This window comes from Streptomyces sp. NBC_00442 (assembly GCF_036014195.1).
Lineage (GTDB): Bacteria > Actinomycetota > Actinomycetes > Streptomycetales > Streptomycetaceae > Streptomyces.
On sequence record NZ_CP107918.1, the window covers coordinates 3,644,775 to 3,657,946 of the forward strand.

Sequence of the window (13,172 nt, forward strand, 5' to 3'; positions counted from 1 at the left end):
CTGTGGAACAAACCCAACTACCCTTGTCCGAACGGGTGATTGACGTCACTCTTTAGCGATCCGCGAGCCAGTTGCCGTGGAACCCGAAGGGCACGCGCTGGGGAAGGTGGACCGTCGCGACCGGCGGAGCGGCAAGGTTGTCCGCATCGATGACGACGAGATCGCTCGCGTCCCTGGCGGCGTCGTACACATAGGTGAGCAGCCAGCCCGGCCCACCCGGCCGGTCGTCCGCCGGGGCGAACGCCGCCTCGGCCGGGGTCCGCCCCGCTCCGAAGTCGTGCCGCGCCACCGATCCCGTCCGCAGGTCGTACCGGAGCAGCGCCCCCGGTATGGGCCCCGAGGACGGCGACTGCGCCACCGCGACGTGCCCGAACCGGGCTTCAAGGCCGGCGAGCCGGTCGTCGATACGGGGAAACTCGCAGGCCTGGTCGTCGATCTGCTCCTCGTGGGCCACGCGGGTCTCCAGCTCCAGCGTCCACTTCCACAGCGAAGGCCGCTCGACCCCCAGTCGCTCGTACCGGACCACGTGCAGCACGATCCGGTCCCCGCGCCCGGCGCCGTCGCCCGGCTCGTCGTACGCGTTCAGCGCGTGGAAGACGTAGCAGGGGTCGATCGTCAGCCACCGCACCTCACCGTGGGGATCGTCTCTGCGCAGCACGCCCAGCCGTGCCCCGTGCTCCGCGTCCCACCGATAGGGCATGCCGCCGCCGGGTCGCATCGCCGTCCCCAGATCGAAGACCGCGGGGAGATCCATGAACACCACGTGGGAGGCCGTGAGGTGGAAGTCGTGCATCATCGTCGCCGCCGGCACCTCCACCGGGCGGCTCACCACCAACTCGCCCTTCGCGTCGGCACGGTGGTACGTGAGATATGGCTCGCGGACCGTGCCGTACCCGAAGAAATGCAGCTCCCCCGTGACGGGGCAGGTCTTGGGGTGAGCGGTCATGGCAGTGGTGAGGCGCCCGCCGAAGTCGTACGGCCCCAGCGTCTCCAGTTCGTACCCGGGCCGGCAGTCCAGCTCGTACGGGAAGGACGACTCGACCAGGGCCAGGGTGCGGCCCGCGTGGCGCACCACGTGGGTGTTGGCGACTCCGGCGGTGTAGTCGGTGTTGCCCTCACGATCGTGGGTCCGCGCCCCGTCGGTGAACGTGGAGGTGCGCACCCAGCGATTGCGGTAGGACCGGGCCCTGCCACCTTCGAGCCGGACTCCGTGCACCATCCCGTCCCCGAAGAACCAGTGCGGGGACGCGGCGTCCTGCGGGTTGGGGCCGTTGCGGACGTACCAGCCGGACAGCTCCGACGGTATGGCGCCGGTGACCGGCAGCTCGTATGTGGTCAGCTCTTGCGGGACCGGTGCGAAATTGCCCGCGAGGTGTGCGGCCGGCAGCGCGGCGGCGCCGCGTGTCGCTGTCATGGTCAGGCCCCCTTGTGGACGGCGGCGCGGCGGGCGCGCTCCGGGTACTGGGCGGTGATGACGGCCGGGATGGCGAAGCCCGCGACCTGGGCGACGATCGAGGCGGTGCTGCCCAGGGACTGAGCGTCGATGACCGCGAGCGCCAGGGCGGTCAGCGTGAAGGCGAGCGCCCAGACGGAGGTCAGCACCACGTTGATCCGGAGGAACACCGGGTTGGTCCACACCTCGCGCGGCGCCTGCCGCTTGGCGATGCCCGTGGTGAAGGGCTTGCGGACGGCGAGCGTGGCCCAGGCGGTCAGCGCCAGCCATCCGGTGGCCAGCGCGCCACCGTACTCACGCAGCCCGCTGTCCGTGGCGGCGAAGGCTATGACGCTCAGGACGGCGAAGAAGGCGATCGTGGACTGCTCCAGGATCAGGGAGTCGGCGCTCACGCCTCGCCTGCGGTCCATGGCGAAGAGGTAGGCGCCCGTGACGAGGGCGGCGAGCGCGCCCCACTGCCAGTGCGCGCTGCCGACGGCGGCGAACACGATCCACGGGATGAAACCGCGCAGGTAGTTCATGGATCCCCCTTTGTCCCGGGCGTCTCCACCCGGCTCCACATTCCAACTTCGACATGTCGAATGTAGAGGTTCCTCAATTGACGTGTCAAGAGTGGAATGTAGAGTGAGTGCATGAGTCTCCGTCATGCAGTCCTGGGCCTGCTGTCCGACCGTCCGGCCAGCGGCTACGACCTGATGAAGCTGTTCGAGACCTCACTCGCCCACGTCTGGTCGGCGACGCAGAGCCAGGTCTACGGAGAGCTGGGCAAACTCGCCGATGCCGCGCTCGTCGAGGTCTCGGCCGAGGGCCCCCGCGGGCGCAAGGAGTACGCGATCACCGCCGCGGGCCGAGCCGAGCTGCGCCACTGGCTCACCGAGGTCGAGCCGGTCCGCACCCGCCGGAGCGACTCCTTGCTCCGGGTCTTCTTCCTCGGCGAACTCACCCGCATCGAGGCGCAGACCTATCTGCTCAACGAAGCCGAACGCTCGGCCCGCCAACTCACCGGCCTCCAGCACGCGGAGGCATCCATCGACTGGGGAGACGACCGGATTTCGGTGCACGGCCGCCTCGCCCTCGAATACGGCAAACGCCTGAGCGCCATGCACGAGGAATGGGCACGGTGGGCGGCACAGGAGCTCGCGCCCTGACCGAGCACGAGCTTCCGGGCCGCCCAAGGAAATTGGGATGCCGGGCCCCTGTGCCGCCCGGCACCCTGGCGCCATGACATTCCCCCCTCAGGAGCCCGCGCGTGACGGCGCGCGACCGCTCCCGGACGACAGACGCACCGTCAAGGTGTCCAAGTACCTGTCGAAACACCTGCGCCACCAGCCCGAACGGATCGGTGTCGCACTCGACCCGAACGGCTGGGTGGAGATCGACGTGCTGCTGCGGGCCGCGGCCGCGCACCACTTCCCCATCACCCGCACCGAGTTCGACCATGTGGTGGCCACCAACGACAAGCGGCGTTTCGCCGTGGAGGGCGACCGGATCAGGGCCAGCCAGGGCCACACCGTCGCCGTCGACCTGGACCTGCCGGCCGCCGAACCACCCGCGTACCTCTACCACGGCACCGTGGCCCGCACCCTCGACGCGATCCGAGCCGAAGGCCTGCGCCCGATGGACCGCCACCACGTCCACCTCTCACCCGACCGGGAGACCGCCGGCCGGGTCGGAGCCCGCCGTGGCCGTCCCGTCGTGCTGAGCGTGGACGCCGGCGCCATGCACCGGGCCGGCCATGTCTTCCACGTCAGCGCCAACGGGGTCTGGCTCACCGACGCGGTGCCGCCGGAGTACGTGCGGCTACCGGGCTGAGTGCGCGCTTGGCATGATCGACGGCATGGTTCATCCGCATCTGCCCACCACCGAGTCCGTCGTCGGCGCGATCCGCGTGGTCGCCGACGAGCACCGGCTCGACGTCGAGGTCACCGACGACATCGGCGCCGACCGCACCTCACGCCGCACCTCCGCCGGCGCGTTCACGGTCCTCGACCCCGACGGATCGCTGCCCCACGAGGCATTCGTCGAACTGGGCGGCTCCCCGTCCGTGACCGTACGGGTGTATCCGGAGGACGACGCCCAGATCACCGTCGACGGCGTGCAGTTCGACGACGTTCCGCGCGACCACGTGCCGGCCTTCCTGCGCTCCCTCTACGGCGGTCTCGCCCACATCAAGGGCCGCGTCTTCCCACCGGGCTGGTGGCTGGTCGTGCCCCTTCCCGGCGACGAGACCTACAGGGAGCTGGTCCTGCTCGGCGCACTCACCCCCTGGATGAGCGCACACGTGCGGGGCAGGAAGGGCTGAACACCCCCCTGCCGTTCGGACCGGTCCGAACGGCAGGGGCTAGGACCGGCCCTGACCGCCCAGCTGCGCGAGCCCCTCGGTCGCGATCCTCTCGAAGACCCGCGGATCGGCGGCGAAGTCGGAGTCCGGGATCGGTGTGTGCAGAACGATCTCGGTGATGCCGAGCTCGAAGTGCCGACCCGCGAAGTCCACGAACGCGTCGAGGGATTCCAACACCCGCCCGGCCTCAGGAGTGAAGCCGGTGAGCAGGACCTTGTCCAGCTCGTCCACGTCCCGCCCGATCTCCTCGCAGGCCGCGCCCAGCTTCTTGAGCTGGCCGCCGATCGCGTCGAGGGACTGCTCGGGCGTGCCGGTCTCGAACAGCTTCGGATCGCCCGTGGTCACCCACGCCTGCCCGTGGCGCGCGGCCAGCCTCAGCCCGCGCGGGCCGGTCGCGGCCACCGCGAAGGGGATCCTGGGCCGCTGTACGCATCCGGGGATGTTGCGCGCCTCGACGGCCGAGTAGAAGGTGCCGTCGTACGTCACCGACTCCTCGGTGAGCAGCCGGTCGAGCAGCGGCACGAACTCGCCGAAGCGGTCCGCACGTTCCCGTGGCGTCCACGCCTCCTGCCCCAGCACGGTGGCGTCGAAGCCGTTGCCGCCCGCGCCGATCCCGAGGGTGAGCCGGCCCTCGGACACGTCGTCGAGAGTGAGCAGATCCTTGGCGAGCGTCACCGGGTGCCGGAAGTTGGGCGAGGTGACGAGCGTGCCCAGCCTCATCCGGGTGGTGGCGGCAGCGGCGGCGGTGAGCGTGGGGACCGCGCCGAACCACGGTCCGTCCCGGAAGGTCCGCCACGACAGATGGTCATAGGTGTACGCGGTGTGGAAGCCGAGTTCCTCGGCGCGCAGCCAGGTGTCGCGACCGCCGTCGTGCCAGCGGTCGATCGGCAGAATCACAGTGCTCAGTCGCATGGGTCGACCCTACGAGAGCCGAGCAGGTCCCGCATCGACCGGGCGGCCCGCACGGCGGCGTCCCCACAACAGTTGTTGAACAGGACGTGCACCTCCCGGGCCCGCTCGGCCATCGCGTGGACGCGCGGAACCCATTCGGCGAGCTCCTCGGGCGCGTATCCGTGGCGGAACCGCTCTTCCTTGGTGCCGGTTCCCCATGCGGTGCTGCGGCCGTGGAAGCGCACCAGGGCGAGTTCCGGCGAGGTGACGCGTACGACCGGTGGGACGGAGGCGGGGAGTGTCTGAACCATGTCCACGGCCACGGCGGCCGTGCCCAGCTCCGTCAGCAGGGCGCTCGTCGCATCGATGTGCTCGGCGCGCCACCAGTCGGGGTGCCGGAACTCCACGGCCATCGGCCACCCCGCGGCCCGCTCACGGCACCGGCGAAGGAACGCGACGGCGGCCTTCCCCGGTGCGAGCTGCGGCGGAAACTGGAAGAGGACCGTGCCCAGGCGGCCGGACGCGCGAAGCGGTCCGAGGGCTGCGCCGAACCGGTTCCACACCTCGTCGAGCAGTCCCTCATCACGGGCCGCCCGTTGCCGCGCTAGGGCCGGACGCAGGTCGGCGGGCAACGCTTCAGGCCGAGTCGGGTGCCCGGTGAGCAGGGAGAACGCCTTCACATCGAATCGGAAGCCCTCCGGGGTGCGGTCGGCCCACAGCAGACTGTTGCGGATGCTGGGCAGCCCGTAATACGTGGAGTCCACCTCGGCCACGGGGAACTGCTCGGCGTAGTGCCGCAATCTGCCCTCCGCGTCACGACGGCCCTTGGGATACCAGCCGCTGGACACCAGCGCCTTGTCCGTCCACGAGCAGGTTCCGACCCGGATCCGTCCCATCGCGCGAGCCTTCCCCGGACCACGTGACGGATTCGTCCCGAGCCAGCTGGGTGGCCGCCGCGTCCGGCCGGCCCGGAGCACCACCACCGTCGCGTACGCCCCCCTGTGCCCCGGGCGCACCGGTCAGCGCTCTCATCTGTGCGCCCACTCGCACGCACGTGCACTCACATACGGGACAATGAGCCGGTGACCTCTGCTACGGATCCCGCCCCGGCCATTCGCCCCGTCCCCACCGCGCCGCGGCTCATCGCGACGGACCTGGACGGCACCCTGCTGCGTGACGACAAGTCCGTGTCGGACCGTACGGTCGCGGCCCTGGCCGCCGCAGAGGAGGCGGGCATCGAGGTCTTCTTCGTTACGGGCCGCCCGGCCCGGTGGATGGGTGTCGTCAGCGCCCATGTCCACGGCCACGGTCTGGCCATCTGCGGCAACGGCGCGGCCGTCGTCGATCTGCACGGCGACGGCGACGGACCCCGGTTCGTGAAGGTACGGCCCCTGGAGGGGCCCGCCGCCCGCGATGTCGTCGCGCTGCTGCGTGCGGCCGTGCCCGGCACGTCCTTCGCGGTCGAGCGCACCACTGGCTTCCACCACGAACTCGCCTACCCGCCGCTGCACATGGACCCGGCGGCAAGCATCGCTCCCGCCGAGAAGTTGCTGGCCGAGGACGCCGACACGGGCGGCCATCCGGTGCTCAAGGTGCTCGCCTTCCACCCCGAGCTGGCCCCCGACGACTTCCTCGCCCTGGCCCGCACCGCGGTCGGAGCACGCGCCGAGGTCACCCGGTCCAGCCCGACCGCGCTCCTGGAGATCAGCGGCGCGGGCGTCTCCAAGGCTTCCACCCTGGCTCTGTGCTGCACCGAGCGGGGCATCTCTCCCACCGAGGTGGTGGCCTTCGGCGACATGCCGAACGACATGGAGATGCTGAGCTGGGCGGGCATGTCCTACGCGATGGGCAACGCCCATCCCGATGTCCTCGCCGCCGCTTCCGGGCGCACCACCGCCAACAACGAGGACGGCGTCGCGGTCGTGATCGAGCAGATCCTCAAGGCTCTCTGACCCCTGGATCGGCGCGCGGACGGCCGGTGTTTCACGTGAAACGGGCCGACGCTTGTTTCACGTGAAACAGGCATCGGACGCCCGTCACGGCGGGCGCCCCGGCGGGCGTCAGAGCGGTGCCTCCCACAGGACCGTCGTGCCACCCCCGCCATCCCCGATGCCGGGGCCGTAGGAACTCGATCCGCCGAGCGCCTCGGCCCGCCGCTGAAGGTTGCGCAGTCCGCTGCGGCGGCCGCCGGGCGGGATCCCGACCCCGTTGTCCGCGACCGTGAGCCGCACACCGGGGGTGCCGTCCGGCAGCTGGGCCGTGGCGTCGACGGCGACCTCGATCCGGGACGCCTCTGCGTGCCGGAAGGCGTTCGAGAGTGCTTCCCGCAGCGCGGCGATCAGGTTCTTGCCGGTCAGTTCGCCGACCAGGGTGTCGACGGCGCCGAGGAAGCGGTGGGCCGGCTTGAAGCCGAGCGGAACGGCCGCCATGTTGATCTCCCGCAGCACGCGGGTGCGCAGCCCGGAGGGCGCCTCCGCCGGGCCCTGTTGGAGCGCGAAGATCGCGGTGCGGATCTCCTGGATGGTGACGTCGAGTTCGTCGACCGCCTTGCCGATGCCGCCCTGCACCTCGGGCACGATGGACTTGCGCTGCGCACCCTCCAGCATCATTCCGGTGGCGAACAGGCGTTGGATGACCAGGTCGTGCAGGTCACGGGCGATGCGGTCACGGTCCTCGTACACCGCGAGCCGCTCGCGGTCCCGCTGAGCCTCCGCCATCATCAGGGCGAGTGCGGCCTGTGAGGCGAATTGGCTGGCGAGCGTCCGCTCGGCCTCGGTGAAGGGGCGCGCGCCCAGCACGCGGGGCGTGGCGAGAGCGCCCAGGACCCTGCCGCCGCTCTGCAACGGCAGCAGCATGCTCGGTCCGTAGCGCTCCGACAGCTTGGTGATCATGCGAGGGTCGGATGCCGCCTCATCGACGAAGACCGCCTCGCCGTCGAGCAGCGTGGACACGACCGGACTTTCCGGCGGCACCACCATGCCGAGCGAGACACGCGGATTGTCGGCGGAGACCGCGACGATCTCCAGACCGCCCTCCTCGGCCGGCAGCAGCACGATGCCGGCGTCGGAATCGGCCAGATGGCGGGCCTGTTCGGCGACGACCTCCAGGGCGTCGTCCGCGTCACCGCCCGAGAGCAGGGCCGTGGTGACGGCGACCGACCCGTCGATCCACCGCTCGCGCTGGCGTGCCGCCTCGTAGAGCCGGGCGTTGCCGATGGCGATCCCGGCCTCGGTGGCGAGGACCCGCACCATGTGCAGGTCGTAGTCGTTGAATTCGCCTCCGCTGTGCTTCTCGGTCAGATAGAGATTGCCGAAGATCTCGCCCTGCACGCGGATCGGGACACCGAGAAAGGTGCGCATCGGCGGATGATGCGGAGGGAGCCCCGCCGAGCGGGGATCGGCGGAGATCTCGGCAAGTCGCAGGGGTTCGGGGTGATGGATCAACCAGCCGAGCAGCCCGCGGTGCCCGTCGGGCCGGTGTCCGATCGCCCGTGCCTCGGCGTCGTTGACGCCGTACGTCACGAAGTCCGAGAGCCCCCTGCCCTCCTCGTCGACGACCCCGATCGCCGCGTACCGCGCGCCGGCGAGTTCGGCCGCCGTCTCGCAGATCCGGTCGAGGGTGGAGTGCAGCTCAAGGCCCGTCCCCACCGAGCGCATCGCCTCAAGGAGCTGGGGCACCCGCGCGGTGAGCTCGGTGGACAGCCCCTGCAGGCTGCGGGTGGCCCGGGTCGCCGCTTCGAGCGGATCCTGCTCCCCGCCGGCCAGGCCCTGGACGTCCTGGTGGCCCGGCGGTCTCTTCGGGTCTCGCGGCACTGACATGCCTTGAGAGTAGTTAGTCCTATTTGGCGAGGAAAGTCGGGTCCTGTCGTGCCTCGGTCTCGCGCTCTCGTTCCAGCATGTGCCGCAGCGGCCCGTCGACCAGTGCGAGGTCCTCGTACGCGCCGCGCTGCACGGTCCTTCCCTCGTCGAGTACGAGCACTTCGTCTACGGCTTCCAGTCCGCGCAGCCGGTGCGTGATCAGCACGGACGTGCGGCCTTCGGTGATGTCGAGCAGGTCCCGGGTGAGGGCGTCCGCGGTCGCGAGGTCCAGGTGTTCCGCGGGCTCGTCCAGGACGAGCACGGGGAAGTCGGCGAGGAGGGCACGGGCCAGGGCGAGCCGCTGGCGCTGCCCGCCGGACAGCCGGGCGCCGTGTTCGCCGACGAGGGTGTCGAGACCGTCGGGCAGGGCGTCGACCCAGTCGAGGAGCCGGGCCCGGTCCAGGGCACCCCGCAGCTCGTCGTCGGTGGCGTCGGTGCGGGCGAGCCGGAGGTTCTCCCGCACCGAGCTGTCGAACAGGTGCGCGTCCTGGGCGCAGAGCCCGACGAGCCGCCGCACGTCATCGCCGTCCAGGCGCGTCGCGTCGCTCCGGCCGACCGCGTAGGTGCCCTGCGTGGGGTCGAGGAAGCGCAGCAGCACTTGGGCGAGGGTGGTCTTGCCGGATCCCGAGGTACCGACGACCGCCACCCGCTTGCCCCGGGTGAGGCGCAGCCCGAAATCGTGCAGTGCGTCCCGCTCCTGCCCGACGTACCGCGCGTGAATGCCGCGCAGCTCCAGCGGAAACGGTGTGGCGGGCGCGGCGGAAGGCGCTTCCGGGTCCCGTACGGGGGCGGGCGCGTCGAGCACCTCGTAGACGCGCTCGGCGCTGCGGCGGACCCGCTGGCGCGACTGCACGGCGGCGGGCAGCCCCGTCACGCCCTCGAAGGCGGCGAGCGGAACCAGCACCACCACGGCGAGCAGCACCCCGTCGAGCCGTCCGGCCGCGACCGCCTGCACCCCGGCCAGCGCGGCAACGGCCACGGTGACGCCGCAGACCAGCGCGGAGAGCCCGGCGCCGAACGCGGTGGCGGCAGAACCCCGTGAGGCGATCCGGGTCAGCGTCGCGTCGGCGTCCTTCACCTCGCGGGCGCGCCGGTCGATGGCCCCCGCCACCGTCAGCTCGCCGGTTCCGGTGAGCAGATCGGCCACTCGGGTGGCGAGCAGTCCGCGTGCCGGTGCCAGGTGCCGCTCGGCCCGCCGGGCCAGAGCCCCGCTGACGCACGGCACCACGACCCCCGCCAGGAGCAGGCCCGCGGCCAGCACGGCACCGGCCTCGGGCAGCAGCCACGCGGTGAAGCCGGCACTCACGACCGACACGATGACGGCGACCCCGGCCGGAAGCGCCCAGCGCAGCCAGTAGTCCTGGAGTTCGTCCACGTCGGCGACCAGCCGCGCGAGCAGGTCCCCTCGGCGGGTCTCGCGCAGTCCCGCGGGTGCGATGCGCTCAAGGCGCCGGTACACCGCGACCCGCAGCTCGGCGAGCATCCGCAGAACGGCGTCGTGCGAGACGAGACGCTCGGCGTAGCGGAACGCGGCGCGCCCGATCCCGAAGGCTCGGGTCGCGGTGACGGCCACCATCAGATAGAGCACCGGTGGCTGTTGTGCGGCGCGCGAGATGAGCCAGCCGGACGTGGCCATGAGGCCGACGGCCGAGCCCAGCGCCAACGCACCGAGGATCAGCGCGAGCGTGATGCGGCCGCGTACTCCGCGCGATGCGGCACGCACCCGGGCCAACGGGTTGTGGCCGGCCACCGGCTCCGACGTGACGGCGTCCGGTCCGGGGATGGGCTCAACCGGAGTCTTACGAAGGGGAGTTGATGCCGGTCGGGATGTCCCCTGCACCGGGGCGCACGACGGTGCCTCGGTGGCCCGCAGCTCGACCACGCGGTCCGCGACGGCGAGCAGGGCCGGGCGGTGCACGACGAGCAGGACCGTACGGCCCACCGCGAGCCTGCGTACCGCGTCGACGATGCCGGCCTCGGTCTCGCCGTCCAGCGCGGCCGTCGGCTCGTCGAGCAGCAGAACCGGCCGGTCGGCGAGGAAGGCGCGGGCGAGGGCGAGGCGTTGACGCTGCCCCGCCGAAAGCCCCGCGCCGCCCTCACCCAGGACCGTGGCCACGCCATCCGGCAACGCGGCCACGAAGTCATGCGCGCCCGCGTCGCGCAGCGCGTCTCGCACGGCCGCGTCGTCGGCGTCGGGCCGGGCCAGACGCACGTTCTCGGCGATCGTCCCCGCGAACAGGTGCGGCCGCTGCGGCACCCAGGCGATCCGCTCGCGCCACCGCGCGAGGGAGAGCGTCGCGAGATCGGTGCCGGACACGAGGATCCGTCCACCGTCCTGCGGCGTCACGAAGCCGAGCAGCGCGTTGAGGAGCGTGGACTTGCCGACACCGCTCGGGCCGGTCAGGGCAACCGTCTCGCCCGGCGCGACGACCAAGGAGGCATCCGCCAGGGAGGGTTGCGTACGCCCGGCATGCCGCACAGTGACGGCGTCCACCTCGATGCGGACCGGTCCCGCCGGCACCTGCGCGCTCCCGCCCTGGGGCAGCGGGGTCTCCAGGACTTCGAAGATCTCCTCCGCGGCCGAGAGTCCCTCGGCCGCGGCGTGGTACTGCGCCCCGACCTGACGCAGCGGCAGGTAGGCCTCCGGGGCCAGGATCAGGATCACCAGGCCGGTGGAGAGATCGAGGTCGCCGTGGACCAGACGCATACCGATGCCCACCGCGACCAGCGCCACCGAGATCGTCGCGAGGAGTTCGAGGGCGAAGGAGGAAATGAAGGCGATCCGCAGCGTCTTCAGGGTCGCCCTGCGGTAGTCGGAGGTGATCGTCCTGATCGACTCGGCCTGCGCCTTGGCCCGGCCGAACACCTTGAGCGTCGGCAGCCCGGCCACCACGTCCAGGAAGTGCCCCGACAGGCGGGACAGCAGCCGCCACTGCCGGTCCATCTGCGACTGCGTGGCCCACCCGATGAGCATCATGAACAACGGGATGAGCGGCAAGGTGACGACGATGGTGGCCGCGGACACCCAGTCCTCGGTGACGATCCGCGCCAGTACCGCCACCGGCACCACGACCGCGAGGCCCAACTGCGGGAGATAGCGCGCGAAGTAGTCGTCGAGCGCGTCGACACCGCGTGTGGCGAGCGCCACCAGGGAGCCCGTGCGCTGACCGCTCAGCCACTCCGGTCCGAGCCCCGCCGCCCGTTCCAGGAGGCGGCCCCGCAGCTCCGACTTGACCGCGGCGCTCGCCCGGTGGGCGGCGAGCTCCGTGAGCCAGGAGACCACCCCGCGCCCGGCCGCGACGGCCACGAGGAGCAGCAGCGGCGTCCTCAGTGCGGCGACATCATCACCGTGCTGGAACGCCCCCACGACGATGTCCGCGATGAGCATGGCCTGGGAGACGATCAGCCCGGCCCCGACCAGCCCGAGGCCCACCACCGCGGCGAGGAAGAAGCGCGTGGCTCGGGCGTAGCGCAGCAGGCGCGGGTCGATCGGTTTCACGTGAAACATCCCCCAACGGAAAGGGTCGGAGCGGGGTGGGCCCGGGAGGGGTGTGTTTCACGTGAAACACACCCGTGGACCGTGAGAGCCTCCGGCGAACCGTGCGGCCCCGGGGTCAGTGCGCTTCGGCGATGTTCTTCGTGCCGATCCGCTTGCGGAACACCCAGTACGTCCAGCCCTGGTAGAGCAGTACGACCGGGGTCGCGACCCCCGCACACCACGTCATGATCTTGAGGGTGTACGGGCTGGACGAGGCGTTGGAGACCGTGAGGTTCCAGGCGTCGTTCAGCGAGGACGGCATGACGTTCGGGAAGAGCGTCAGGAAGAGCATCGCCACCGCGGCGGCGATCGTGATGCCCGACAGCGCGAACGACCAGCCCTCTCGCCCCGCCTTGATGGCCGCGATCGCCCCGATCAGTGCGAGGACAGCGACGACCATCGCAACGAGGCTCTTCGTGCCCCCGTCCGAGACCTGGGTCCAGATCAGGAATCCGAGGGCGAGTACGGCCGCCACCAGGCCCAGCTTGAGCGCCAGCGCGCGGGCCCGCCCGCGGATGTCGCCGAGCGTCTTGAGCGAGGCGAAGACCGCACCGTGGAAGGTGAAGAGGGACAGCGTGACGAGCCCGCCCAGGATCGCGTACGGGTTGAGCAGGTCCCAGAAGCCGCCCACGTACTCCATGTGCGCGTCGATCTTCACGCCGTGCACGATGTTGGCGAACGCGACGCCCCAGAGGAACGCCGGGATGAGCGAGGTCCAGAAGATGGCCTGCTCCCAGTTGCGCTGCCACTTCTCCTCGGGCCGCTTGGCCCGGTATTCGAAGGCGACACCTCGGACGATCAGGCAGACGAGGATGATCAGCAGCGGCAGATAGAAGCCGGAGAAGAGCGTCGCGTACCACTCGGGGAAGGCGGCGAAGGTCGCGCCGCCGGCCGTGAGCAGCCACACCTCGTTGCCGTCCCACACGGGGCCGATGGTGTTGATCAGGACGCGCTTCTCGGTCCGGTCCCTGGCCAGCAGCTTCGTCAGGATGCCGATCCCGAAGTCGAATCCCTCCAGGAAGAAGTAGCCGATCCACAGGACGGCGATGAGTACGAACCAGACGTCGTGGAGTTCCATGCCTCGATCTCCTC

The 13,172-nt window shown here is 71.1% G+C and carries 11 protein-coding genes; 4 read left to right on the forward strand and 7 right to left on the reverse strand.

Annotation, left to right across the window (positions count from 1 at the left end):
- Nucleotides 1–52: 52 nt before the first annotated feature.
- Together OG432_RS16505 and OG432_RS16510 are read right to left on the reverse strand one after the other, a co-directional pair.
- Nucleotides 53–1,414: a carotenoid oxygenase family protein gene (locus tag OG432_RS16505; protein ID WP_328311691.1), complete on the reverse strand. Its 1,362-nt coding sequence runs from the start codon at nucleotides 1,412–1,414 to the stop codon at nucleotides 53–55.
- 2 nt (nucleotides 1,415–1,416) lie between these two features.
- On the reverse strand, nucleotides 1,417–1,974 hold the full coding sequence (locus OG432_RS16510) for a hypothetical protein (RefSeq protein WP_328311692.1): 558 nt from the start codon (nucleotides 1,972–1,974) through the stop codon (nucleotides 1,417–1,419).
- A 111-nt stretch (nucleotides 1,975–2,085) separates the two neighbouring features.
- Here OG432_RS16510 and OG432_RS16515 point away from each other — a divergent pair, with 111 nt between their 5' ends.
- The 3 genes from OG432_RS16515 to OG432_RS16525 all read left to right on the forward strand — a co-directional run bounded on the left by OG432_RS16515 (nucleotide 2,086) and on the right by OG432_RS16525 (nucleotide 3,755).
- Nucleotides 2,086–2,601: a PadR family transcriptional regulator gene (locus tag OG432_RS16515; protein WP_328311693.1), complete on the forward strand. Its 516-nt coding sequence runs from the start codon at nucleotides 2,086–2,088 to the stop codon at nucleotides 2,599–2,601.
- A gap of 73 nt (nucleotides 2,602–2,674) precedes the next feature.
- A complete protein-coding gene (locus OG432_RS16520; protein WP_328311694.1) occupies nucleotides 2,675–3,265 on the forward strand; it encodes an RNA 2'-phosphotransferase in 591 nt (196 codons plus the stop codon).
- Between the two features lie 25 nt (nucleotides 3,266–3,290).
- Nucleotides 3,291–3,755, forward strand: a complete 465-nt coding sequence (locus OG432_RS16525; RefSeq protein WP_328311695.1) for a hypothetical protein — start codon at nucleotides 3,291–3,293, stop codon at nucleotides 3,753–3,755.
- 39 nt (nucleotides 3,756–3,794) lie between these two features.
- On the opposite strand, the gene OG432_RS16530 is transcribed toward OG432_RS16525, so the two are convergent.
- Both OG432_RS16530 and OG432_RS16535 read right to left on the reverse strand, forming a co-directional pair.
- Nucleotides 3,795–4,706: an LLM class flavin-dependent oxidoreductase gene (locus tag OG432_RS16530; protein ID WP_328311696.1), complete on the reverse strand. Its 912-nt coding sequence runs from the start codon at nucleotides 4,704–4,706 to the stop codon at nucleotides 3,795–3,797.
- Nucleotides 4,697–5,581: a DUF72 domain-containing protein gene (locus tag OG432_RS16535; RefSeq protein WP_328311698.1), complete on the reverse strand. Its 885-nt coding sequence runs from the start codon at nucleotides 5,579–5,581 to the stop codon at nucleotides 4,697–4,699. The genes OG432_RS16530 and OG432_RS16535 overlap by 10 nt, the downstream gene beginning before the upstream one ends.
- Before the next feature lie 186 nt (nucleotides 5,582–5,767).
- Here OG432_RS16535 and OG432_RS16540 point away from each other — a divergent pair, with 186 nt between their 5' ends.
- On the forward strand, nucleotides 5,768–6,637 hold the full coding sequence (locus tag OG432_RS16540; protein ID WP_328311699.1) for an HAD hydrolase family protein: 870 nt from the start codon (nucleotides 5,768–5,770) through the stop codon (nucleotides 6,635–6,637).
- 108 nt (nucleotides 6,638–6,745) lie between these two features.
- Here the strand turns inward: OG432_RS16540 and OG432_RS16545 are convergent, their stop codons facing one another.
- The 3 genes from OG432_RS16545 to cydB form a co-directional block, all read right to left on the reverse strand.
- Nucleotides 6,746–8,503 carry a GAF domain-containing sensor histidine kinase gene (locus tag OG432_RS16545; RefSeq protein WP_443058399.1) on the reverse strand — a complete coding sequence of 586 codons (1,758 nt, stop codon included), beginning with the start codon at nucleotides 8,501–8,503 and terminating at the stop codon, nucleotides 6,746–6,748.
- 19 nt (nucleotides 8,504–8,522) lie between these two features.
- Nucleotides 8,523–12,041, reverse strand: a complete 3,519-nt coding sequence (gene cydD / locus OG432_RS16550) for a thiol reductant ABC exporter subunit CydD (protein WP_328311700.1) — start codon at nucleotides 12,039–12,041, stop codon at nucleotides 8,523–8,525.
- 115 nt (nucleotides 12,042–12,156) lie between these two features.
- The gene (cydB, locus tag OG432_RS16555; RefSeq protein WP_328311701.1) at nucleotides 12,157–13,158 is read right to left on the reverse strand and encodes a cytochrome d ubiquinol oxidase subunit II; all 1,002 of its coding nucleotides are present in this window, start codon (nucleotides 13,156–13,158) and stop codon (nucleotides 12,157–12,159) included.
- Nucleotides 13,159–13,172: the final 14 nt, after the last annotated feature.

What these genes read in the sequence shown, in the direction of transcription:
- OG432_RS16505 (WP_328311691.1), bottom strand. Translation starts at nt 1,414, where the DNA reads ATGACAGCGACACGCGGCGCCGCCGCGCTGCCGGCCGCACACCTCGCG.
- OG432_RS16510 (WP_328311692.1), bottom strand. Translation starts at nt 1,974, where the DNA reads ATGAACTACCTGCGCGGTTTCATCCCGTGGATCGTGTTCGCCGCCGTC.
- OG432_RS16515 (WP_328311693.1), top strand. Translation starts at nt 2,086, where the DNA reads ATGAGTCTCCGTCATGCAGTCCTGGGCCTGCTGTCCGACCGTCCGGCC.
- OG432_RS16520 (WP_328311694.1), top strand. Translation starts at nt 2,675, where the DNA reads ATGACATTCCCCCCTCAGGAGCCCGCGCGTGACGGCGCGCGACCGCTC.
- OG432_RS16525 (WP_328311695.1), top strand. Translation starts at nt 3,291, where the DNA reads ATGGTTCATCCGCATCTGCCCACCACCGAGTCCGTCGTCGGCGCGATC.
- OG432_RS16530 (WP_328311696.1), bottom strand. Translation starts at nt 4,706, where the DNA reads ATGCGACTGAGCACTGTGATTCTGCCGATCGACCGCTGGCACGACGGC.
- OG432_RS16535 (WP_328311698.1), bottom strand. Translation starts at nt 5,581, where the DNA reads ATGGGACGGATCCGGGTCGGAACCTGCTCGTGGACGGACAAGGCGCTG.
- OG432_RS16545 (WP_443058399.1), bottom strand. Translation starts at nt 8,503, where the DNA reads ATGTCAGTGCCGCGAGACCCGAAGAGACCGCCGGGCCACCAGGACGTC.
- cydB (WP_328311701.1), bottom strand. Translation starts at nt 13,158, where the DNA reads ATGGAACTCCACGACGTCTGGTTCGTACTCATCGCCGTCCTGTGGATC.